The organism is Kribbella rubisoli, assembly GCF_004217145.1.
GTDB classification, from domain to species: domain Bacteria; phylum Actinomycetota; class Actinomycetes; order Propionibacteriales; family Kribbellaceae; genus Kribbella; species Kribbella rubisoli.
In genome coordinates, this window is sequence record NZ_SHKR01000016.1 from 348,197 (window position 1) to 368,433 (window position 20,237).

The window sequence follows — 20,237 nt, forward strand, 5'->3', positions numbered from 1 at the left end:
CGTGAGAGTCCGGAACGACACTGTTCGTACACTTTCGGACATGCACACTGTCGCGCTGGCGACCGCCGGGCACCTGCTGCACTTCGAGCTCGGCATCGCGTACGAGATCTTCGGCAACCCGCCGCTCGGGTCCGACGAGTGGTACGACGTACGCCTGTGCGGGCCAGGATCGGTCCGGGTCGGTCCGTTCACCGTGGAGCCCGACGACAACCTGGGCTTCCTCGCGCAGGCAGACACTGTCATCGTCCCCGCCCTGGCCGACGTCGACGAACCCCTACCGCCCGAGCTCGTCGACGCCGTGCGGTCCGCCTACGAGTCGGGTGCGCGAGTCGCGTCACTCTGCACCGGCGCCTTCGTCCTCGGCGCGGCTGGATTGCTCGATGGTCGCCGCGCAACGACGCACTGGGGACACGCCGACGCCCTCAGCGCCAGGTATCCCGAGGCGACCGTCGACCCCGACGTCCTCTACACCGACAACGGCAACATCCTCACCGCGGCCGGCAAGGCAGCCGCGGTCGACCTGTGCCTCCACCTCGTCCACCTCGACCACGGCGCGACGGTCGCGAACACGGTCGCGCGGCGCCTCGTCGTACCGCCGCATCGCGCCGGCGGCCAAGCACAGTTCGTATCGACGCCGGTCCCGGTGAGCGGCGATCACACGCTCGCGGAGCTGCTCGCCTGGGTGCAGGAGCGGTTGGACCAGCCGCTGACGGTGACCGACCTGGCCCGACGTGCGAACACCAGCCCGCGCCACCTAGGCCGGCAGTTCCGTGCGGTCACCGGTCAGACACCACTGCAATGGCTTCTGACCCAACGCGTCCGGCGCGCCCAACAGTTGCTTGAGGCCACCAACCACAGCATCGAATCGGTAGCTACCGCCACCGGCCTGGGCACCGCCACCACGCTTCGGCGTCAGTTCAAACGGGTAGTAGGCGTCCCGCCCAACACCTACAGAACATCCTTCCACAGCCCGTAAGGTGACCGGCATGGACAGCTATCCACGGCGGATGCACACCGCGCTGGATGCGGTGGATTCGCGAGGCTTGGCGGAGTTCTATCGGGCGCTCCTCGGGCTGCGGTACCGGCCCGGGGACGAGGCGCCGGTGGACGGATCCGAGGACGACCCCGGCTGGCTCGTGCTCGTCGACGAGGACGGGAACCGGCAGCTCGCCGTACAGCAGGTCGAGCAGCTGACGCCGTCCACCTGGCCGTCGGCCGCGGTGCCGATGCAGCTGCACATCGACTACGCCGTACCGTCGCTCGAGGAGCTCCACCGGCATCGCGAGCGGGCCGAGCAGCTCGGCGCGCGGTTGCTGTACGACCGCGGAGCAGACGAGGACGAACCGCTCTACGTGCTCGCGGATCCGGCGGGGCATCCGTTCTGTTTACTGGTCGGACACGTCTGACTCGTCATGGACCAGGCCTTGGCGGAGTTGCGGGAGCTGATCGTCGGCGCGGTCGGGCGTGAAGGCGCGATCGACGGGTTGCTGCTGTCGGTTGTCGACGCGCCGACGCCGCCGACGGCCGGGCTCGCGTCGCCCACGTTTGCGTTGGTGGCGCAGGGGCGGAAGCGGCTGGCGCTCGGTGAGCAGGTGTTTGAGTACGGCGCCGGCGACTACGTGATCGTGTCCGTGGACCTGCCGGTGACGGGGCACTTCGTCGAGGCATCGAAGGACGCGCCATGTCTCGGCGTCGGGCTCGAGCTGCGGCCGGAGTCGATCGCCTCGCTGCTCCTCGACGCGAGCGAGAAGCCCGGCGGCGCGGTCCGCGGCCTCACGGTCGACCACGCGTCGGCCGAACTCGTCGACGCGATGATCCGCTTGCTCCGGCTGGTCTTTGAGCCCGGTGATGCACCCGTACTCGCGCCCCTTGTGCAGCGCGAAATCCTCTGGCGGCTCCTGCGCAGTCCGCAGGGTGCCGCGGTCCGCGAGATCGGGCTCGCCGACAGCAGCCTGTCGCACGTCGCGCGCGTCATCGGCTGGATCCGCAAGCACTACACCGAACCGTTCCGGGTCGAGGACCTGGCCGCGATGGCCGGCATGAGTACGTCGGCGTTCCACCGGCACTTCCGCACGGTCACCGAGCTCACCCCGATCCAGTTCCAGAAGAAGATCCGGCTGCACGAAGCTCGGCTCCGCGTGGTCGGTCTCGGCGAGGACGTGACGAGCGCCGGGTACGCCGTGGGCTACGACAGCCCGTCCCAGTTCAGCCGCGAGTACCGCCGCGAGTTCGGTACGCCGCCGAGCCGCGATCGAGCAGGATCAGGCAAGTTGACGCCAGAATTGATCTAACGCCTTCCCCGCTGCTGAACGTCTACTGGTGAGGTACCTGTTCCTGACTCAGTAGGAGTTGTGCACGATTATGCAAGTAGCTGTGATCACTGGCGGAAGTTCCGGCATCGGCCAGAGCGCGGCGTTCGACCTCGCGAAGCGCGGTACGGCCGTCGTCGTCACGTACCACGGCAGCCGCGAACGCGGCCTCGACACGGTCGAGCGGATCGAGAAGGACGGCGGTACGGCGGTTGCGCTGCCGCTGGACGTGTCGCGGCCGTCGACATTCGCGGAGTTCAAGGCGGCGCTGACCGACGTACTGGCGCAGTGGGATCGGACGACGTTCGACTTTCTCGTCAGCAACGCGGGGGTCGGGCAGCCTCCGGTGATGTTCGAGGAGACGACCGAGGAACTGTTCGATCAGATGGTGAACGTCCACCTCAAGGGTCCGTACTTCCTCACGCAGACGCTTCTCCCCCTGATCGCCGACCACGGTTCGATCGTCTACACGACCAGCACGTCGGCGCTCCAGTCGGCGCGGCCGTCGCCCGGGTACTCGGTCTACGCGAGCGTGAAGGGTGCGCAGATCGTGCTCACCCGGTACCTCGCGAAGGAGCTGAGCGTCCGCGGGATCCGGGTCAACGCCGTTGCTCCCGGCGTGACCCGGACCCGCCTCGGTGGCGACGCGTTCTCCGAGCATCCCGAATGGATTCCCCCGATCGCCGAGCGGACCGCGCTCGGCCGGATCGGTGAGTCGGACGACCTCGGCAAGGTCATCGCGTTCCTCGGCTCGCCCGACTCCGGTTGGATCACCGCTCAGACCGTGGAGGCTTCGGGCGGTTACGAGCTCTAAGTCCAGGCGTCTCCCCAGTTCGTGCTGCGGGCGGCGCGGTAGGCGTCATCCGACTTGGGCACGATGATCTGTTGTGCGGTGCCGGCTGACGTGCAGAGCTCGAGCATGACGCGGCCCTTCGGTCTGGCCGGCCTGCGGATCACCCGCGCCGGCGCGGGCCGGACCGGAGCCCGCGTTGCGACGACATAGCTGAACCTCTCTTCTTCGTAATTGCGGGTGCCGTCTTTCAGCACGCGGTGAAGTTCCGTGCGAGGCAGGCGCGCAGCGAAGTTGCACCAGTCGGTCGGGCACCGGCCTTCGTGCGGGCACGGCGCGGCGATCCGGAACCCGTGGTCGAGCAGCAGGTCGCGAGCGTCGAGAGTACGACGGTGCCCGTTCGGCGTGCCGGGCTCGACGAGGACGATCGTCTTCGCGGACCGCGTTGCGGCGTGGATCACGAGGCGCCGGGTGTCGGCGGACAGCTCGTTGAGCACATAGCCGATCGTGATCAGATCCACCGACCGGGCCGACCGGGCCGACCAGGCCGACCGGGCCGACCGGATCGACTCGGCGGGCTCGCAGGGGTCCGGCGTGCTCCGGTCGGGGTCGGGGAGTTTGCTCCAGTGGTGGAGGTCTGCGGCGGTCCAGTGCCAGCGGTTGCCTGTGGCAAGTTGTTGGCCGAGGTGGATGGCGGCTGGCTGGCGTTCCAGGATTTCGGTGGTGATGTGCGGCCAGAGGGACTCGGCGGCCCAGGCGGCTGCGCCGGTGCCGCCGCCGAGGTCGAGGTGGGTGGTGAACGGTGCGTCTACGTGACGCTCGGCCGCGGAGAGTGCGGCGTACAGGGCGCGAAACGTCGCCGGCATGCGGATGACGGCGTACGCAAGGGCGTCGAGGTGGTCGCGCACAGCGGGAGCGGTGTCGTCGACCTGCTCGGTGCGGTAGCGGTGCGAGAGCGCGTCGACCCGGCGGCGTAGTTCGTGGTGCGGGACGCCGTCGAGGGCGCGTGCGAGGGCAGCATGAAGTTGGGTGTCCACGGAGGACATGCGGAAGCTCCGGTTCGATCGGCACGGAGTACGCGCTGGTGAACTCAGCGCGCACGTGATCCGCGGCCAGACGCCGCGACGCACCAACCGGTCCGGAGAAGAGCTGTCAGATGGCAGCAGAGGAGGGGATGGTGCGGAACCGGATAACCTTGCAAGCCATCACACACCTCCTAGGATTCAACCCGACCGTAGCAGAGCCGCTCTCATCGCGCGGCCTATTTATCGGCCCTCCGACGTGCACAAGCAGACCTTGTTGCCCTGCGGGTCCGCGAGCACGGTGAACGCCGGCGCCTCGTCGTCGTACACGACCGTGCCGCCCGCGGCGAGACCGGCCTTTATCCGATCCGGCACGACCTCCGGCGGCAGCCAAAGGTCCAGATGGAACCGTTGTCGTGGTGCCGAATGCGGAGAGGTGCCCTGGAACCAGAGGGTCGGGACGCGGCCCATCGGGTCGATGATGTCGTTCCCTTTGAACGCGTCCGAGCTCCCGGTAAGCACCGCCGCCCAGAACGGCCCGACCTCGGCGAGGTCAGCCGTGTCCAGCGCGATCTCCAACTGCGCCACGGCAGCCGGATCTGCAGTGAGACCGTGGTCCGCGGCGATCGCGCTGATCTGCGCCGCCACACCTTCGTCCCGGCAGGAGACGTCGACGTACGTCGCTCCGAGCCGCAGCTCAGGCACCTGATCGGCGTCCGAGCAGGCCTCACCGACCGCCTGGACGAACCGCGCGCCTTCGGCCAACGAGGCGGTCACGAACCTCGCCTGTTGCGCCTGCACCATCTTCCGCCAGTCGGCGAGCACCATGTCGAACCTCCGATCCCGACCCGAGGCTAGAACACAGCACCGACAGTTCTACTCGCGCAGTACGGCGAGATCGCGCTCGGCGTACATCCGGTGATGCCATTCTCGCTCAGGATGCAGCCGAGGCACCGGCTCACCTCGAAGCTCTGCGACTCCGGATACCCCGGTTCGGTCACGGGCACGGTCAGCTCGCTCAACCGCTCATCGGTCAACCCGGCGAACACCTCCCGGACGGTCCCCATCCGATCGGCCCGCAACGCGAGCACCTCATCGAGCGACGGCCGCACGGCGCGATCGCGCGGAACACCCGGTACGTCGGACATCTCGTCGTGGGGCAGATCGAGCGGGTCCCACGGAGCCGGATCGCCCAGCACGGCACGGCGTACCCAGGCATCCGTCGCGAAGACGAGGTGGCGCTGCGTCTCGATGAATGACCACTCGCCATCGACCGACTCGTGCAGCAAGTCCTCCGGCATCGCCCGGGCACGCTCGACGGTCTCGGCCCACAACCGCTCGAGCAACTCCCACGCCTCGCGGTAACCGTCCGCGTCGGTCGGGCTCATCTTCGCTCGATCGGGATGCCGGCGGTTGAGCTCCGCATCGATCAGCGGTACGACGTCCACGCCCCACACCTGCAGGTTGTGGATATCCCCGTCGATCGAGACGTCGACCACCCGAGCGCCACGGATCGTGACACCGGTCAGGTCGACGTTGTCGAACACCGCGTCGCGAAGCCGCACGTCCTCGAACCGCACCCCACTCAGGTCCTGCTCCTTGAACTCCTTGGACTCGGTCACCGGACCACCTTCGCGCGAGACCTCCCGGGGCTACAAGACGTCCGGTGTTCCCAGGTCCGTGATAGACCTGCTGGCGGTTGTCGGTACGACGACACCATCTGATCGGAACGGAGCGGCATGTACCGCAGGCTCGTGCTCAAGCTGTCCGGGCAGGCGATCGCCGGCCCCGACGAGTTCGGTTTCAACAGTGATCGGCTCACGCACCTCGCCAACGAGGTGATCTCGTTGCGTGCGACCGGCGTACAAGTCGCGGTGGTCGTGGGCGGCGGGAACGTGTTCCGCGGCAACCGGGCCGACGACTGGGGTATTGACCGGGTCGAGGCGGACAACATCGGCATGCTCGGCACGGTCATCAACGCGGTCCTGCTCCGCGGGCGGCTGGCCGCGCTCGGCGCACACGGCGTACGGCTGATGACCGCGCTCCCGATCGACAACCTAGCCGAGCCGTACATCCGGCTTCGTGCGCTGCGGCACCTGGAGAAGGGCTCGATCGTCCTCCTTGCTTGCGGCAACGGCCAGCCGTTCACGACGACCGACTACCCGTCGGTCCAGCGCGCCGTCGAGCTCGAGGCCGACGCCCTACTCGTCGCTAAGAACGGCACCGACGGCGTGTACGACGCCGACCCGAACAAGCACCCCGACGCCAAACGCTTCGACCACCTCACCTACACCGAGGTCATCGACCGCGGCCTCGGCGTGATGGATCAATCCGCGTTCATCCTCGCCCGCGACCACCACCTCCCCCTCCACGTCTTCGACATCGACCGCACCGGCGCCGCCTCCTCCATAGTCAACGGCACCCAACTCGGCACCCTCATCAAGTGACGGAGGTTGTAGGGGTGCGCTAAATGGTTTGTCGTGGCTTGAGCTGAGTTGGTGTACTCGGGGCGTACGAGCAGGTGTCTAGTAAGGAGTCCGTCATGCGATCTCGCTTCATGTCTGTTGCTGATCGGACTGTCACCTGTTCAAAGGACATGAAGCTGCGTGGAAGTACTGAATCTTGGGATCCTGGCGCATGTTGACGCCGGAAAGACCAGCCTGACCGAGCGGCTGCTGTACGCCGCCGGAGTCATCGACGAGGTCGGTAGCGTCGACGACGGGAGCACCCAGACCGACTCGCTCGCGCTCGAACGGCAGCGCGGGATCACGATCAAGTCCGCGGTCGTCTCGTTCGCGATCGGCGACGTGACGGTCAACCTGATCGACACCCCGGGCCACCCGGATTTCATCGCCGAGGTGGAGCGTGCGCTCAGCGTGCTGGACGGCGCGGTCCTGGTGATCTCGGCTGTCGAGGGCGTCCAGGCGCAGACCCGCGTACTGATGCGGACCCTGCAACGCCTGCGCATCCCCACCCTCATCTTCATCAACAAGCTCGACCGACCGGGTGCGCAGTACGACGGTGTGCTCCGCCAGATCGCGGCGAAGCTGACCCCGGCGATCGTCCCGATGGGCGAGGCCACCCACCTCGGCACACCCGAGGCGACGTTCAAGCCGATCCTGCAGGAGACCGCACTCCTGGAGGTCCTGACCGAGCGCGACGACGATCTCCTCGAGCGGTACGTCGACGGCGAACCGCTCGCGCTGGACGAGTCGCTCAGCGCTCAGACCCGCCAAGCGCGGGTGCACCCGGTGTACTTCGGATCCGCGATCACCGGCGCCGGGACGCAAGCCCTGACCGACGGCATCCGTGACCTGCTCCCCCGCGCCCGCACGACCGACGGGCCGCTCGACGGCAGGGTGTTCAAGGTCGACCGCGGTCCGGCGGGCGAGAAGATCGCCTATGTACGCATGCTCGACGGGACGGCGCAGGTCCGCGACCGGATCCGGTTCGGCGACAACGAAGCGAAGATCACCGCGCTCGAGGTGTTCGGCGGCCCCGCGCAGTCGAACACGGTCCGGGCCGGCCGGATCGCGAAGGTCTGGGGTCTCGCCGAGGTCCGGATCGGCGACCGCATCGGCGATCACCGGAACATTTCCGCCAACCGGCGACCAGAAACTTCCGAAGAAACGGCGTACTTCGCGCCGCCCACGCTGGAGACGGTGATCTCCGCGCGGAAGCCGTCCGACAAGGGCAACCTGCGCGTCGCGCTGACCCAACTCGCCGAGCAGGACCCGTTGATCAACCTGCGTCAGGACGACCTCCGCCAGGAGACCTACGTGTCGCTGTACGGCGAGGTGCAGAAGGAGGTCATCGAGACGACGCTGGCGACCGAGTTCGGGATCGAGGTCGACTTCCGTGAGACGACCACGATCTGCGTCGAGCGGATCGTCGGCACCGGCGCGGCGGTCGAGTTCAAGAAGAAGGACCTGAACCCGTTCCTCGCGACCATCGGCCTGCGGGTCGAGCCCGCACCGGTGAACGCCGGCGTGAGTTTCGAACTCGAGGTCGAGCTCGGCTCGATGCCGTACGCGTTCATCAAGGCTGTCGAGGAGACCGTCCGTGAAACGCTGCACCAGGGCGTGCACGGCTGGCAGATCCCCGACGCGCACGTCGTGATGACGCACTCCGGCTACTCCGCACGCCAGAGCCATGCCCACGCGGTGTTCGACAAGAGTATGTCCAGCACGGCCGGCGACTTCCGCAACCTCACGCCGCTCGTCCTGATGACGGCTCTCCAGCAGGCAGGTACGACGGTGCACGAGCCGATGCACCACTTCCAGCTGGAGATCCCGACCGACACCACGCGCGCAGTACTCGCGGCTCTCGCCCGCCTCCGAGCGATCCCACAAGTGCCTGCGCTCGCCGCCGAAACCTCAACCTTGGAAGGGGAGATCCCCGCGGCCGCCGTGTACGAACTCGAGCAACAACTCCCCGCCCTCACCCGCGGCGAAGGCGTCCTGGAGTCCGCATTCGAGCGCTACCACCCGGTCACCGGCCCGATCCCGGAACGGCAACGCACCGACCACGACCCGCTCCACCGCCGCGAATACCTGCTGCACATTCAGCGGCGCGTATAGATGCCGTGCACAACGGTCGCGCCGAGGTCGTCGTCCTCGACGATCTCGGCGGTCAGGCCGTGCTCGACCATCACCGCCCGCGCGACCGGCGCCTGGCGCTCACTCAGCTCGACGAAGAAGTGACCGCCGGGCATCAGCCAATCCGTTGCCTCGGCAGCCACCCGCCGGAAGACAGCCAGACCGTCCGCGCCGCCGTCCAAGGTGACGTGCGGTTCGTAGAGCCGCGCCTCCGGCGGCAGCAGGCGAATCTCGTCCGTCGGCACATACGGAACGTTCGACAGCAGTACGTCGACCTGCCCGCGCAACCGATCCGGCAACGCCGAGAACAGATCGCCCTCAGACACGATCCCGCCGTACGGGAGCAGGTTGCGGCGCGCGCACTCGACCGCAGCCGGCTCGATGTCGGCGGCGTACAAGGTCACCTCGCGCTGGGCAGCGACGGCCGCGCCGAGAGCGCCCGTGCCGCAGCCGAGGTCGACCACGACCGCCCCCGCAGCGGTGACCCGCAACGCCTCCGCCACCAAGAACTCGGTACGACGCCGTGGAATGAACACGCCGGTGTCGACGGCGATCCGCAACCCGCAGAACGACGCCCAGCCCACGACGTACTCCAACGGCAACCCGGCCACCCGCTGGTCGACCATGGCCGCCAGCTCGGACTCGTCCCTCGCGGACTCGGCGATCAGCGCCGCCTCGTCCTCGGCGAACACCGACCCCGATGCGCGCAGCCGCTCAACAACAGTGGTCACACCACAGATTATCCGAAAGCATTCACTCCGGTGAGCTCCGCCGACACCGTCCACAACCGCGCTGCCGAGGCCGGGTCGATCGCATACGGCCGTACGCCGGGAGCGTCGTCGGTCGACACCTCCGCGATCTCGCAGTCCTCGCAGAACACACCGCCGAGACCGTCCAGCTGCGGCGACGTCGCGGCCCACACTTGGGTCGCCGCGCCCTGCTCCGGCGTCTTGAAACCGACGACCGGATTGCCGTCCGCGTCGAGCCAGCCGTAGCCGGCCATCTCCTCGCGGGTCAGGTGCCGCTGCAGCGGAGTCATGATGCCGCCCGGGTGCAGCGCGAACGCCCGTACGCCGGAATCCTTGCCGAGGGCATCGAGCTGGACCGCGAACAGCACGTTGGCCGTCTTCGCCTGCCCGTACGCCTGCCATTTCTCGTACCCGTTGCGGAACTCCAGGTCGTCCCACCGGATGTCGGACCGCCGGTGCCCGGTCGACGACACCGACACGACCCGTGCACCGCCGTCGGCCACGAGCGCGGGCCACAGCCGGTTCACCAGCGCGAAGTGTCCGAGGTGGTTGGTCGCGAACTGCGCCTCCCAGCCCGGGCCGACCCGCGTCTCCGGCGAAGCCATGATCGCCGCGTTGTCGATCATGATGTCGACCGACCGCCCCGGTGCCAGGAACCGGTCCGCGAACGCCTTCACGCTCTCGAGGTCACCCAGATCCAGCTCGTCGATCTCCACACCGTCGACGCCGGCCAGCGCCTCGCGCGCCGCGTCCGGCCGCCTGGCCGGCACCACGACATGCGCGCCCGCGCGAGTGAGCGCCTTCGTGGTCGCCAGACCGAGACCGGAGTAGCCGCCGGTGACGATCGCGAGCTTGCCGGTCAGGTCGATCCCGGCAAGGACCTCGTCCGCAGTGCTGTCGTGCCCGAACCCCGAGCCGATCTTGTGCTGTTCACCCATGGTCAGCAGCCTATGAATTCGAGTGCACTCAAAGTCAAGTCCCGAGGTGCGGATCCTGCCGCAACGACTCCGCCAACCGCTGCAGCGCCGGGTTGGGACTGTCCGGACTCCAGCACGCGTGCAACGTCACCGAGTGCGCGTCAGCCGCATCCAGCTCGCGGTACCGCACACCCTCAACGCGCATCGCCATGATCGACCGCGGGATCAACGCGCACCCCAGGCCCGCCCGCACCAGCGCGAGCATCGTCGGCACCTGCGACGCGAGCTGGCTCACGGCGTACCGATCCATCCCGATCATCGCCGCGCAGATGTCGTGCAGGTACTGCGAACCCTCCGGGCTGTACCCGATGTAGTCGTCGGTCGCATCGACCAGCGCGACCGGCCCGTCCCCCTCGGCCAGCGGATGGGATGCCGGTACGGCGAGCACGAGGTCCTCGGAGTGCACCAGCATCGACTCGAACTGCTCCGGAATCGGCGGCCGCACGAGCCCGATATCGATCTCCAGGTTCGCCAGCGCCTCGAACTGCGCCGGGCTCACCAGCTCGGTCAGCTCGGCGGTCACTCCGGGGGTGCGTTTGCCGACCATGGTCAGGAAATCGGCGAGTACGGCGTACGCGCCGATCGCCGTGAACGCGAGGCGCAGCGTGCCAGTCGTTCCGTCGGCCGCACGACGGGTCGCCTCCGGGGCGACCTCGAGCAGGGCCAGGACCCGGCGGGCGTGCTCGAGAAACACCCCACCGGCCGCGGTCAGTCGGACGCCGCGGCCGGTGCGGTCGAAGAGACGGACGTCCAGAGTGCGCTCCAGGCCCTGGATCTGGCGGGTGAGCGGCGGCTGGGTCAGATTCAGGCGCTCGGCGGCGCGTCCGTAGTGAAGTTCCTCGGCGACCGCGACGAACCCGCGGAGCTGCTGCAGGGACAGATCCATGCTCACACGGTATCGGTTCATTCAGAAATGGGCTTGGACCTGCATAACGGAACGCGCTTACCGTCGGTTCCATGCCAAAACTCGCCGCCCTCTTCTCGCCCGAACGTGCCGCCGATGTCGTCGACGCCGCGACCCGACAGCTGCTCGAGGACCGATTCGAGGTGGTCTGGGCAACGTCGGAGCACGCCGCCGGCCCAGGATCCGCGGCGAAACCGCCGGCGCTCGACCCCGCCGCCGTACCCGAGCTGGTCAAGGGCGCCGACGTCCTCCTCACCAGCTGGGGTACGCCGCACCTCGGCAAGGAGCTGTGGTCGGACGGAAACGGCCCGAAGGTGGTCGCCCACGCGGCCGGCACGGTCAAGAATCTGATCGACCCGGCCATCCTCGACCAGGGTGTCGCGGTCTTCTCGGCAGGCCCGCGGATCGCCTGGTCGGTCGGCGAGTACTGCCTCGCGTCGATGCTCACGCTGGCGCGCCGCCTCCCCCGCTTCGACGGCGCCGTCCGCGCCGGCGGGTGGAAGCAGACGGAGTACCGCGGTCACGAACTGGCCGGCGCGAAGGTGGGCATCATCGGCGCGAGCAGTACGGCGCGGGCGCTGATCACCCTGCTGAAGCCCTTCGGCTGCGATCTCGCCGTCTACGACCCGTACCTCAGCGACGAGCGCGCCGCCGAGCTGGGCGTCCGTCCCGCCGCGCTCGAGGATGCCGCGAGCGGGCCGTTCCTCAGCATCCACGTCCCGAACGTGCCGGAGACGAAGGGCATGATCACCCGCGCCCTGATCGAGAACCTGCCGGACGGCGCGGTGGTGGTGAACTCCTCGCGCGGTCCGGCGATCGACCAAGAGGCTCTGCTGGAACACGCGCTGGACGGGCGGATCTACGCGGCCCTCGACGTCTACGACCCCGAACCGCCGAAGTTCGACGAGAAGGTGCTGAGCGCGCAGAACCTGTTGCTGACGCCGCACATCGCCGGAGACACCGCCGAGGGTCACCTCGCGCTGGCTGGCTACGTGCTGAAGGACGCACTCCAGTGGCTCGACGACGGCACGCGCGGACCGAGCTTCGTCGATCCCGCCTCGTGGTCGATCGCCGCGTGAGAGGAACGGCCATGTCACGCATTACCCAAGTTGAGGTCTTCCCGGTCGCCGTGCCGTTCGCGCGCCGGTTCGTGCTCGGCAGCGGCGCCGTCGGCTCCCCCGACGCGGCGCCCGACCAGGCCGGCGCGGTCATCTTCGTGAAGCTCACCACCGAGGACGGCGTCATCGGCTGGGGCGAGCAGCGCGCGCTGCCGAGTTGGAGCTACGAGACCGCCGAAACGATGGCAGTTGTGATTCGGCGGCATCTCACGCCGATCCTGCTCGAGCTCACGCCGTTCGACATCGAGCTGTTCCATCAGCGTGCGGCCAAGCGGCTGAGCCCGGCGGTGTCGAACGGCTTCCCGTTCGCCCGGGCCGCGATCGATGTCGCGATGCACGACGCGGCCGGCAAGCTGGCCGGCGTACCCGTGCATGCGCTGCTCGGCGGCAAGATCCACGACGAGATCCCGCTCTGCTCGGCGATCGGGGTCGGCGATCAGGACGCCGTACGCGAGCACGCGATCCAGTCGTCGGACTATGCGGCGTACAAGGTCAAGATCGGCGGGGATCTCGATGCCGACACCGCTGCGATCGAGACCGTTGCGGAGGTTGCCGACGGCAAGCCGCTGTGGCTCGACGCGAACCAGTCCTATCGTCCGAGCGCGCTCAGGCAGCTGCGTGACCGGACCGCAGGCATCCACACGATTCATTGCATTGAGCAACCGGTGCCGAGTACGGACACGCTGGCGATGGCCCGGTTGCGCGAGCTGATCGACCTGCCGATCGCGATCGATGAAGGCAGCTTCTCCGCCCAGGACCTGGCTCGTGCGATCCGTCTCGACGCCGCCGACCTGGTCGTGGTCAAGGTCTGCAAGTCGGGTGGACTGCGCAACGCGCTCAAGACCGCCCAGACCGCGCTCGCCGGCGGCCTCGAGATTCTCGCCAGCGGCCTGACCGACTGCGGAATCGCGTTCGCCGCCGCGCTGCACGTGTTCAGTCAGCTCGAGCTCGCACTGCCCGCCGAGCTCAACGGGCCGGAGCTGCTGACCGATCTGTACGTCGAGGGGCTGAGCATCACCAAGGCCGTCGCAACGGTCCCCACCGCCCCTGGACTGGGCGTTCAGGTCGACGAGGAGCGAATCCGCGCCGAGTCGATCGACCTGCTCTACCGGTGAGGAGAACCATGTCCGTATTGATGTCCCGCCGCGGCTTCCTCGGGATGACCGGATTCGCCGGTCTGGGGATCGCCGCGGCCGGAACCGTGGCCGGCTGCTCGTCCGGCCCGCCGCCCGGCGCCGCGACCTGGTCCATGTGGTCCAGCAGCGCCGCCGAGAAGAAGGTCTGGGACGACTTCGGCAAGTACGTCGAGCAACAGCTCAAGGTCGAGTCCGTCGCCAGCCTGACCCCGTCGACCGGCTACCCGACCAAGCTGGACCTCCAACTCGTCAGTGGTACGGCGAGCCTGGTGACCGCGCTCAACGGCACCCTGATCCCGACGTACGCCGCCCGTGGCGCGCACCGGCCGCTCGACGACCTGATCGACGCCGACCCGGACTTCTCGCTCGACGACTTCTACGACACCAGCCGGCGGATCGGGAGCTTCAACGGCAAGACCTACGCGATCGGCTTCGACGTCGCGCCGACGGTCATGTACTACAACAAGGACCTGCTGAACAAGCAGGGCATCCCGCTGCCGTCCCGGACCGAACCGATGTCCTGGGCAACGTTCCGCGATCTGTGCAAGCAGCTCACGAAGCCTGGGCAGCAGTACGGCTTCACCTGCGCGCCGGCCATCGACGACCTGGTGTCCTGGATCTACTGCGCCGGCGGCAACGTGATGAGCGACGACGCCAGCCGCAGCACGCTCGGTGATCCGGAAGCGATGGAGGCCTTGCAGTACGTCATCGACCTGTTCGTCAAGGACCAGGTCACCCCGCCGATCAAGAACCTGGTCACCGAGAGCTCGCTCTCGAACTTCATGCAGGGCAACGTCGCGTTCATGCAGAACGGCCCGTGGCAGGTCGTCAACGCGCGGAAGGCGAAGTTCGACTGGGACATCATCCCGTTCCCGGCCGGTGCGGCCGGAAGCAAGCCGCGCGTCTCGGGCTCCAGCTTCGCGATTCCATCGGGGGTGCGCGAAGGAGCCGAGCTCGACCTCGCGTGGAAGCTGATGAAGACCCTGACCAGCACGGGCGCACTCGACATCTACGCCAAGGCCGGCCGCAACAACCCTGCCCGGCTCAGTGCCGGCAGCGCGTTCCAGCCGCCGCCCGACAACCTCGGCATCGTCCAGGAGATCCTGGCCGGCAAGCTCGCCGGCGGTCACGCCTTCGACGTCACCACGAACTGGAACCAGGTCAAGCAATTGCTCGGCCAGGACCTGCCGCGCACGTTCCTCGGCCAGGTCAGCGTCCCGGACGCGATCAACGGGCTCACGCCGCGCCTCGACATCCTGATGCGCCAGCACCTCGACACCGTCCGCCAAGCCACCGCCAGGAAGGGGTGAACCCGATGGCCGTCGATACCGCACCTGCGGTCACCACTCCTGCACCTTCCCGACAGACCTCGAAGCCGACTCCTCGCTGGCGCGGCCGCGAGGCGCTCACCGCCTGGCTGTTCATCCTGCCCAGCCTGATCGGCTTCCTGATCTTCACCGCCGGACCGGTCGTTGCCGCAGGCGTCATCTCATTGCTGAACTGGAACCTGTTCAGCGCACCCACCTGGGCCGGCCTGCACAACTTCGCCCGCCTCGGCCCCGACCCGACGTTCTGGTCCGCGCTCGGCAACACGGCGTACTTCACGCTGGTCAGCGTGCCGCTGACGATCATCGTCAGCCTCGCGCTGGCGCTGCTGCTCAACCAGGGCGTACGCCGGGTCGCCGTGTTCAGGTCGCTCCTGCTGTTGCCGTACGCAACCATCACGGTCGCGGTGGCGTTCGTCTGGATCTGGCTGTACATCCCGCACGACGGCCTGGTGAACGCCGTGCTCGGCTGGTTCGGCATCAGCGGACCCGCGTGGCTGATCTCCGACAACTGGGCGATGCCCGCGCTGATCCTGATGAGCGTCTGGAAGAGTTTCGGCTTCGGCATGGTCGTCTTCCTCGCCGGCCTCCAGGCGATCCCGCAACAGCTTTACGAAGCGGGCCGCGTGGACGGTACGTCGCCGTGGAACAGCTTCCGCCACATCACCCTGCCGATGCTCTCTCCCGCCCTGTTCTTCGTCATCGTCACCTCGATGATCGGATCGTTCCAGGTCTTCGACCAGGCACTGATCATGACGAACGGCGGTCCGGGCACGCGTACCACCACACTCGTCATGTACATCTACCGGACCGGCTTCGAGAACTACGACCAGGGGTACGCCGCGGCCCAGTCGCTGGTGCTGTTCGCGTTCATCGTGGTGATCACCGCCGGTCAGTTCCTCTTCCAACGGAGGCTGGTGCACTATGACAACTGAAGCGATGCCGCTGGCATCCAACAAGGCACTGCAGCGGAAGCTCGTCGTCTTCGCATGCTTCCTGGTCACCGCGCTGACGCTGATCCCGGTCGTGATGATGATCCTGGTCGCGTTCCAGTCCGACGCGGAGTCGATGGCGGCCAAGCCGTCGTTCTGGCCGAGCAGCTGGCACCCGGAGAACCTGACCCGCGCCTTCGAACTGGTCCCGCTCGGCAAGTACCTGCTGAACACGATCTACTTCGCCGCTGGTACGACGATCCTCGAAACAGTCACGGCTGCGCTGGCGGCGTACGCGTTCGCCCGGCTGCAGTTCCCCGGCCGGACCTGGCTGTTCGGCATCTACCTGGCCACGCTGATGATCCCGTCGCAGGTGACGCTGATCCCGCAGTTCGTGCTGGTGGCGAAGCTGCACGGCATCGACACCTGGCCCGGGATGATTCTGCCGCACGCGTTCACCGCGATCGGGGTGTTCCTCCTGCGGCAGTTCTTCCTCGGCATCCCGCGTGACTACGAGGAGGCCGCCCGGCTGGACGGCGCGAACCGCTGGCAGGCGTTCGTACGCGTGATCGTGCCGCTCGCGGTCCCGGCGATCGCGACGCTGGCCGTGTTCAAGTTCATCGGTCAGTGGAACAACCTGCTCTGGCCGCTCGTCATCTCCAACAGCGACGCGACCCGTACCGCGTCGGTGGGCCTGCAGGTCTTCCAGGACACCAACGGCACCCAGTGGAACCTGTTGCTGATGGCAGCGACCGTCACCACGATCCCGTTGATCGTCCTGTTCTTCCTCACCCAACGCTGGTTCGTCCGAGGCATCACCATGAGTGGTCTAGGAGGCCGCTGAACAATGACCTATCTCTGGTCCGTATTCACCAAGCCCTGGGCCGGCCTTCCCGGCGACGAGCTCGGCCGGCTCGTTGCCGGGATCGGCTTCGGCGGCGCCGAGATCCCGGTCCGCGACACGGCGTACGTCACCTCGGCGAACGCCGGTGCCGAGCTGCCGAAGTTCACCGCGCAATTGCGGGCCGAGGGCATCGAACCCATCAGCGTCGCCAGCGACGTATCCGAGCAGGTCTTCGCCGCCTGCGCCGAGGCCGGTGTGCCGATGATCCGGATCATGGCCGAACTCGGCCCCGACGGGTACGCCGCCTCCGTGCAACGCAACCGCGCGATGCTCGAGCAGGCCGTTGTACTCACGGAGCGGTACGACGTGCAGGTCGGCGTACAGCCGCATCACGGGCGGTTCGTGTCGTCGACGCTCGGCGTACTGCAACTGCTCGAAGGACTGCCCGATCGGTACAAGCTCGTGTGGGACGCGGCGCATGATGCACTGGCCGGAGACCATCCTGAGGTGACGCTCGAGCTCGGCGCGGACCGGCTCGGGATCGTCAACCTCAAGAACGTCCACTACCTCCGCACGGACGGCGGCTGGAAGACGAACTTCGTCGAGGCCGAGGACGGACTCGCCGACTGGCCGGCCGTCTTCGCGGCATTGCAGAAGATCAACTACACCGGTCCGATCTGCCTGACAGGTCAGTACTCCGATCCGGCCGTACCGGTCGAGGAACGGCTCGAAAAAGATCTGCGGTTCGCTGTCACATCGGCCGCGCAGCATCCGTCAAGGCAGTGAAATCAACACACTCACGAACCTGATGGAGAACCTCCCATGCAAGCACGGATGACCAACCCCGCAGAGATCCTGCCGGACGCCACCAAAGGGATCCAGAACATCTACAAGGCGATCGGCCAGTCCGGAACGGACGGCAAGGTCCTGGAGCTCGTGCACCTACGGGCCAGCCAGATCAACGGCTGCTCCCCGTGCGTGTTCGGCGGGATCAAGTCGGCGCTGAAGAACGGTGAGACCGACGAGCGGCTGCACCAGGTCGCCGCGTGGCGGGACTCCGACCTGTTCACCGACGCCGAGCGGGCCGCACTCGAGATGGCGGAGGCCGCGACCCGGCTGGCCGACAACCCGACCGCGGTCAGTGATGAGATCTGGGCCGAGGCGAGTGTGCACTTCGGCGAGAAGGAACTGTCCGCGATCGTGCTGATGATCGCGCTCACCAATATGTTCAACCGGATCAACACCACCGTGCGCCAGCCTGCCGGTGCCACCTGGTAGTCGCTAACGTGAGCCCCGGATGTCGAGAAGACGTCCGGGGCTCCGACGTACCCGGGTGAATGGAGGCAAGCGATGAAATACATGCTGCTGATCTACGGGAACGACGAGACGTGGAACACCCTGCACGCCAACGGCATCGACGAGGTGATGGAACAGCACCGCAAGCTGACCGCGGAGCTCGAGGCGAGCGGCGAGTTCATCGACGGCCTCGGCCTCACCACCGCGAACGCGCGGGTGGTCAGGGTGGTCGACGGGGTGCCGGCGGTCACGGACGGACCGTTCACCGAGGCCAAGGAAGTGCTGGCCGGGTACTACGTCGTCGACTGCGCAGGCCTGGAGCGGGCAGCCGAGATCGCCGCGCGGCTGCCGGAGGCGCCGTACTCACCGATCGAGATCCGGGAACTCATCGATCCCATCCCTGAGTAGATCGCGCTGCCGGGTGCGGTCGGCAGGGCTTCGATGGTGCGGGCAGGTCGAACAACTTGCCGGCCTCAGCTGGGCGTCGACACCTGAGACCGGCGAGTCACTGACTCAGACCGTTGACGTCCGGACAAGCTCGCGGGACGCGAGGATGACCCCACCTGAGGCAGGCTGGTCACCCATGCCCCGGCCACCTTGGACGAAAACAGTGCTACCAGGCGCAGGCAGCGTGACACCCTCGCCGAGTCGCAGCGTGGTCGTCATTCCGTTGCTCAATCTGAGCATCGCCACGCGTCGCGGTCGCACTGGGCTGATCGACGAGGTCACCTCGTGGATGCCGGTGCAGACCGCCGGTTGGATCGCGGCTCGGCCGAGCCCTGCATTGCCGTGACTCCTCACATCACGGCACTGCTCGGCGAGCCTTCTCATCGCTGACACACTTCCCCCTTCTCATCGTGAACTGTCCCCGAGTGGCGGTGGACGCGGTCACATGACCGCACACTCCCCGTCCTCCCCGCACCCGGAAACGACGCGGAAGTGATCAGGCAACCCTTGCTGAGAGTGACGACGTTTTCAAGAGATCGTGATCGGAATCCCGCGTACCGAAACTTTTGTCCACGCCTTGTGCTGCAGGCAACTACCGACCACCGAAGCCACTGGTAGCAATGCCTTGATCGCGGCGAACAACCAACGTTTGCCCCAGCTACGGTGTTAGCGTTCGGTGCTGGTTCGCTCGATGATGCGGTGGGGGATCATCACCCTGCGTGGCGGCGCGTCCTTGTCGGACATCCGTTCGGCGAGCAGGTCCAACGCGGACGCGACGAACTCGCGCCGGTCGAAGTCGATCGTGGTCAGTGGCGGGATCATGAACCGGCTCTCGAGGATGTTGTCGAACCCGGCGACCAGCGTCTGCCGCGGTACGGCGATGCCCGCCTCCCAGAGCGCGGACAGGGCGCCCGAGGCGAGCGAGTCGGTGAAGCAGAAGAAAGCATCGGGGAGCTCATGGTCCGCGAGGTACTTACCGACGACGGTCGCCGCGCCCTCCGGACGCCAGCGGTCGAGGCTGATTTCAAGCGCTGGATCGATCGGTACGCCGGCCTCCTCGAGCGCCTGGTGATAGCCGGTCGTCCTGAGCCGCGATGCCGCCGTACCGGGGCCTTCGGCGGAGCCCGCGAGTACGCCGGCGCCGGATGATCCGCGCGGGATTTCCGGCGTACCGACGACTGCGATCCGGCGGCAGCCGCGGGACAGCAGGTGTTTGGTCATATCGCGCGCGGCAGCGACGTTGTCGATCGCGACCTGGCTCACGACGTCCTGGTCGACGTCGCCGATCAGCACGACCGGCGGCAGCGGACCGGCCGACATCACCGCGCTGTCGTCGAGGTTGACCGGGTTGAGGATCAGGCCGTCGACCAGGTACGCACGAGCCTTCGAGATCAGCTCGAACTCGCGCTTGGGCTCGGCCGCGGTCTGCTCGATCTGCACACCCCAGCCGCGCTCGTGGGCCAGCTCGACGACCAGGTGGACGATCTCGGCGGAGTACGGCCGGAGCAGGTCGGGCAGCGCGAGGGCGATCATGCCGGAGCGGCCGTTGCGCAGGCCGCGGGCACTCATGTTCGGCACGTAGTCGAGCTCGGCCAGGGCGCTCTCCACCCGGGCGCGGGTCTCGGGTCGCACGAAGACGACGCCGTTGATCACGTTCGACACCGTCTTCGGCGACACCCCGGCCAGCTTGGCGACATCTTTGACGGTGGGACGCATGTCGCCCATTGTCACACCTGGCACACGTTGTCACGCAGCGTGGATCGCCATCTCGACAGGAGGTCTCCGCCTCG

Annotated in this window: 21 protein-coding genes; 14 read left to right on the plus strand and 7 right to left on the minus strand. The window is 67.6% G+C overall.

Annotation, left to right across the window (positions count from 1 at the left end; translation table 11 throughout):
- Positions 1 to 40: 40 nt before the first annotated feature.
- From EV645_RS34335 to EV645_RS34350, 4 genes are all read left to right on the plus strand, one after another.
- Positions 41 to 976, plus strand: a complete 936-nt coding sequence (locus EV645_RS34335) for a helix-turn-helix domain-containing protein (RefSeq protein WP_130448229.1) — start codon at positions 41 to 43, stop codon at positions 974 to 976.
- A 10-nt stretch (positions 977 to 986) separates the two neighbouring features.
- Positions 987 to 1,406 (plus strand): VOC family protein, encoded by a 420-nt coding sequence (locus EV645_RS34340; RefSeq protein ID WP_130448230.1) that lies wholly within the window; start codon positions 987 to 989, stop codon positions 1,404 to 1,406.
- A 6-nt stretch (positions 1,407 to 1,412) separates the two neighbouring features.
- Complete coding sequence (locus EV645_RS34345) at positions 1,413 to 2,291, plus strand: AraC family transcriptional regulator (RefSeq protein ID WP_130448231.1); 879 nt, start codon at positions 1,413 to 1,415, stop codon at positions 2,289 to 2,291.
- Between the two features lie 82 nt (positions 2,292 to 2,373).
- Entirely contained in the window at positions 2,374 to 3,123 is a 750-nt protein-coding gene (locus EV645_RS34350) for an SDR family NAD(P)-dependent oxidoreductase (protein ID WP_242000836.1), read from the plus strand.
- Here EV645_RS34350 and EV645_RS34355 read toward each other — a convergent pair.
- The 3 genes from EV645_RS34355 to EV645_RS34365 form a co-directional block, all read right to left on the minus strand.
- A complete protein-coding gene (locus EV645_RS34355; protein WP_130448233.1) occupies positions 3,120 to 4,145 on the minus strand; it encodes a small ribosomal subunit Rsm22 family protein in 1,026 nt (341 codons plus the stop codon). The genes EV645_RS34350 and EV645_RS34355 overlap by 4 nt on opposite strands.
- Positions 4,146 to 4,364: 219 nt before the next feature.
- Positions 4,365 to 4,949 (minus strand): VOC family protein, encoded by a 585-nt coding sequence (locus tag EV645_RS34360; protein ID WP_130448234.1) that lies wholly within the window; start codon positions 4,947 to 4,949, stop codon positions 4,365 to 4,367.
- A 26-nt stretch (positions 4,950 to 4,975) separates the two neighbouring features.
- A complete protein-coding gene (locus tag EV645_RS34365) occupies positions 4,976 to 5,743 on the minus strand; it encodes a DinB family protein (RefSeq protein ID WP_242000837.1) in 768 nt (255 codons plus the stop codon).
- 117 nt (positions 5,744 to 5,860) lie between these two features.
- On the opposite strand from EV645_RS34365, the gene pyrH reads away from it, so the two are divergent.
- Both pyrH and EV645_RS34375 read left to right on the plus strand, forming a co-directional pair.
- Positions 5,861 to 6,568: a UMP kinase gene (gene pyrH, locus EV645_RS34370; RefSeq protein WP_130448235.1), complete on the plus strand. Its 708-nt coding sequence runs from the start codon at positions 5,861 to 5,863 to the stop codon at positions 6,566 to 6,568.
- 159 nt (positions 6,569 to 6,727) lie between these two features.
- Positions 6,728 to 8,701: an elongation factor G gene (locus tag EV645_RS34375; RefSeq protein WP_130448236.1), complete on the plus strand. Its 1,974-nt coding sequence runs from the start codon at positions 6,728 to 6,730 to the stop codon at positions 8,699 to 8,701.
- Here EV645_RS34375 and EV645_RS34380 read toward each other — a convergent pair.
- From EV645_RS34380 to EV645_RS34390, 3 genes are read right to left on the minus strand one after another with little or no spacing between them, the layout of a single operon-like run.
- Positions 8,686 to 9,450, minus strand: coding sequence for a putative protein N(5)-glutamine methyltransferase (locus EV645_RS34380; protein ID WP_242000838.1), 765 nt, complete (start codon positions 9,448 to 9,450; stop codon positions 8,686 to 8,688). The genes EV645_RS34375 and EV645_RS34380 overlap by 16 nt on opposite strands.
- A gap of 8 nt (positions 9,451 to 9,458) precedes the next feature.
- Positions 9,459 to 10,406, minus strand: a complete 948-nt coding sequence (locus EV645_RS34385; protein ID WP_130448237.1) for an SDR family NAD(P)-dependent oxidoreductase — start codon at positions 10,404 to 10,406, stop codon at positions 9,459 to 9,461.
- A 34-nt stretch (positions 10,407 to 10,440) separates the two neighbouring features.
- A complete protein-coding gene (locus tag EV645_RS34390) occupies positions 10,441 to 11,331 on the minus strand; it encodes a LysR family transcriptional regulator (RefSeq protein ID WP_130448238.1) in 891 nt (296 codons plus the stop codon).
- Positions 11,332 to 11,402: 71 nt separating this feature from the next.
- Between EV645_RS34390 and EV645_RS34395 the strand changes: the two genes are divergently transcribed.
- The 8 genes from EV645_RS34395 (at position 11,403) to EV645_RS34430 (ending at position 18,408) form a co-directional block, all read left to right on the plus strand.
- Entirely contained in the window at positions 11,403 to 12,428 is a 1,026-nt protein-coding gene (locus tag EV645_RS34395) for a hydroxyacid dehydrogenase (protein ID WP_130448239.1), read from the plus strand.
- Positions 12,429 to 12,439: 11 nt separating this feature from the next.
- On the plus strand, positions 12,440 to 13,582 hold the full coding sequence (locus EV645_RS34400) for a mandelate racemase/muconate lactonizing enzyme family protein (RefSeq protein WP_130448240.1): 1,143 nt from the start codon (positions 12,440 to 12,442) through the stop codon (positions 13,580 to 13,582).
- A gap of 8 nt (positions 13,583 to 13,590) precedes the next feature.
- Complete coding sequence (locus tag EV645_RS34405) at positions 13,591 to 14,913, plus strand: ABC transporter substrate-binding protein (protein ID WP_130448241.1); 1,323 nt, start codon at positions 13,591 to 13,593, stop codon at positions 14,911 to 14,913.
- Positions 14,914 to 14,918: 5 nt separating this feature from the next.
- The gene (locus tag EV645_RS34410; RefSeq protein ID WP_130448242.1) at positions 14,919 to 15,863 is read left to right on the plus strand and encodes a carbohydrate ABC transporter permease; all 945 of its coding nucleotides are present in this window, start codon (positions 14,919 to 14,921) and stop codon (positions 15,861 to 15,863) included.
- On the plus strand, positions 15,853 to 16,704 hold the full coding sequence (locus tag EV645_RS34415; RefSeq protein ID WP_130448243.1) for a carbohydrate ABC transporter permease: 852 nt from the start codon (positions 15,853 to 15,855) through the stop codon (positions 16,702 to 16,704). The genes EV645_RS34410 and EV645_RS34415 overlap by 11 nt, the downstream gene beginning before the upstream one ends.
- Before the next feature lie 3 nt (positions 16,705 to 16,707).
- Complete coding sequence (locus tag EV645_RS34420; RefSeq protein WP_130448244.1) at positions 16,708 to 17,490, plus strand: sugar phosphate isomerase/epimerase family protein; 783 nt, start codon at positions 16,708 to 16,710, stop codon at positions 17,488 to 17,490.
- A 36-nt stretch (positions 17,491 to 17,526) separates the two neighbouring features.
- The gene (locus EV645_RS34425) at positions 17,527 to 17,982 is read left to right on the plus strand and encodes a carboxymuconolactone decarboxylase family protein (RefSeq protein WP_130448245.1); all 456 of its coding nucleotides are present in this window, start codon (positions 17,527 to 17,529) and stop codon (positions 17,980 to 17,982) included.
- A gap of 72 nt (positions 17,983 to 18,054) precedes the next feature.
- Complete coding sequence (locus EV645_RS34430; RefSeq protein WP_130448246.1) at positions 18,055 to 18,408, plus strand: YciI family protein; 354 nt, start codon at positions 18,055 to 18,057, stop codon at positions 18,406 to 18,408.
- A 705-nt stretch (positions 18,409 to 19,113) separates the two neighbouring features.
- Here the strand turns inward: EV645_RS34430 and EV645_RS34435 are convergent.
- Positions 19,114 to 20,163, minus strand: coding sequence for a LacI family DNA-binding transcriptional regulator (locus EV645_RS34435; RefSeq protein ID WP_130448247.1), 1,050 nt, complete (start codon positions 20,161 to 20,163; stop codon positions 19,114 to 19,116).
- Positions 20,164 to 20,237: the final 74 nt, after the last annotated feature.